Below are 1,991 nucleotides of genomic sequence, written 5' to 3'. Positions count from 1 at the left end.
GCCGACCGGCAGGGCCGCTGGGGGCGGTGGAGCACCCTGGTGGAGGGCTGCCCGGCCGGTGCCGGCGACCGCAGCCCGGTGACCGAGCGGCTGGCCCTCGTCACCTCCCCGGGCGCGCCCGCCTACGAGCTCGACCTGCCGCTCGGCGGCCGGGCGGTCGCCCTCAACGGCACCGACGGGCCGGACCTGGCCGCCGCTTCAGGGGCGTCGCCCGACCTGCGGACCCGACTGGCCGGTCGGCCGTTCGTGAGCCGGGCCGCCTGGGGCGCCGACGAATCGCTGCGCTTCGACGCCAACGGCACCGAGCGCTATCGCCCGGCCTACTGGCCGGTGCAGACTTTCACCGTGCACCACACGGCCACCGCCAACGACGACCCCGATCCGGCGGCGCGGATGCGGTCGATCTACCGCTACCAGGCCGTCGATCTGGGCTACGGCGACTTCGGCTACCACTTCCTCATCGACGAGGCCGGAAGAATTTATGAAGGACGGTGGTCCGGCGGCGACGTGCTGCCCGGCTTCGACTCCGGCGGGTGGATGGTGAACGCGTCGCACGTGGGCGGCTACAACGCGGGCAATGTCGGCATCGTTCTGCTCGGCAACTTCATGCAGCGCGAGCCCACGGCGGCCGCCCGGCACACCCTCACACTGCTGCTCGCCGTGCTGGCCGGGTGGTGCCGGATCGACCCGGCGGCTACCGTCGACTACGTGAACCCGATCAGCGGTCTGCGGCGGTCGGTGCCGGCCATCGCGGGCCATCGTGATTGGGCAGCGACCGACTGCCCGGGCGATGTGCTGGCCGGTTGGTTGGCCGGCCTGCGCACCGATGTCGTGGCGGTCCTCGCAGCGCCCGACCGCAGCGCGCTGTTCGCCGGGTGACCGGCAACGCGGCCGCCCCGCCGATCGACCGGGCCGAGATCATGGCCCGCGCGCATCGCTGGCTGGCTTCGCCCCGGCGCTACAGCCAGGACGACAACGATCCGGTCAGCGGCTACCGGCTGGACTGCTCGGGGTACGTCTCGATGGCCTGGCGCCTGGCCCCGCCCGGCGAGACCACGGTCGAGCTGCCCGACTACTGCGTCCTGATCGGACCGGGCGAGCTGCGCTCGGGGGATGTGGTGATGAACGGCGGCCCGGGCACCTCGGGCGACGCCGGACACGTCATGCTCTTCGACAGCTGGGCCGACGCCGACCGCACCAGTTTCTGGACGTGTGAGCAGATCCCTTCGGGCACAGTGCGCCGGGTCGTCCCGTTCCCGGCGCTGCCCTACCGGTCTTATCGGTTGAGGACGGTTTCGGACGGGTGAGCGGGGCCCGGCGATCGATCCGTCTCGTCGGCCCCGCGACGCTCGGCGTCCTGGTCGTGGTCGCCGTCGCGGCGCCGGTGCTGGTGCCCGACCGGCTGGTCAGCCCGTTGCGCCAGACCGCGCCGGCGCTCGCCGCGCCGAGCTGGCGATTTCCGCTCGGCACCGACGAGCACGGCGTGTCGGTGCTGGCCCTGATCGTCCGGGCGGCTCCGACATCGCTGCTGGTCGGGCTGACCGCGGCGATCGTCGCAGTGGCCCTCGGCGCGGCCGTCGGCATCCTCGGTGGCTACCTCGCGGGCTGGCCGGCGGCGGTGCTGCGCTGGCTGGTCACGGCCTTTCTGGTGCTGCCGCAGGTACCGTTCGCGGTGGCGATAGGCGCCGTCGCGGGTCCGGGCACGGCGACGGTGACCATCGCGGTGGCCCTGACCTCGTGGGCCACCGTGGCCCGCACGGTGCAGGCCGGCGTCGAGGGATTCATGGTCCAGCCGCACCTGGAACGGGTCCGGGCGCTCGGCGCGGGACACCTGCACCAGCTCCGGGAGCATGTGGCACCGGCAGCGCTGCCGCTCATCCTGGCCAACGCCTCGCTCACCGTCGCCAACGCGGTGCTGGCCGGTTGTCCAAGTTGATCCGATAGTCACGCAGCGTGCACATACCGTTCCGTGGGGGAAAGCGGGCACAACG

3 protein-coding genes are annotated in these 1,991 nt (G+C 72.9%); all 3 read left to right on the top strand.

All coding sequences use genetic code 11. From position 1 onward, the window contains the following. Positions 1-879, top strand: an 879-nt coding sequence (locus AB0C29_RS45795; protein WP_360834282.1) for an N-acetylmuramoyl-L-alanine amidase, incomplete at its 5' end; no start/stop codon positions are given. Beyond that, positions 876-1,307: a hypothetical protein gene (locus tag AB0C29_RS45790; RefSeq protein WP_360834280.1), complete on the top strand. Its 432-nt coding sequence runs from the start codon at positions 876-878 to the stop codon at positions 1,305-1,307. The genes AB0C29_RS45795 and AB0C29_RS45790, both read left to right, overlap by 4 nt. Beyond that, on the top strand, positions 1,304-1,936 hold the full coding sequence (locus tag AB0C29_RS45785) for an ABC transporter permease subunit (protein WP_360834278.1): 633 nt from the start codon (positions 1,304-1,306) through the stop codon (positions 1,934-1,936). The genes AB0C29_RS45790 and AB0C29_RS45785 overlap by 4 nt, the downstream gene beginning before the upstream one ends. Positions 1,937-1,991: the final 55 nt, after the last annotated feature.

The organism is Actinoplanes sp. NPDC048791 (assembly GCF_040650095.1).
Classification (GTDB): Bacteria; Actinomycetota; Actinomycetes; order Mycobacteriales; family Micromonosporaceae; genus Actinoplanes.
This window is presented reverse-complemented; position numbering and strand designations above follow the sequence as displayed.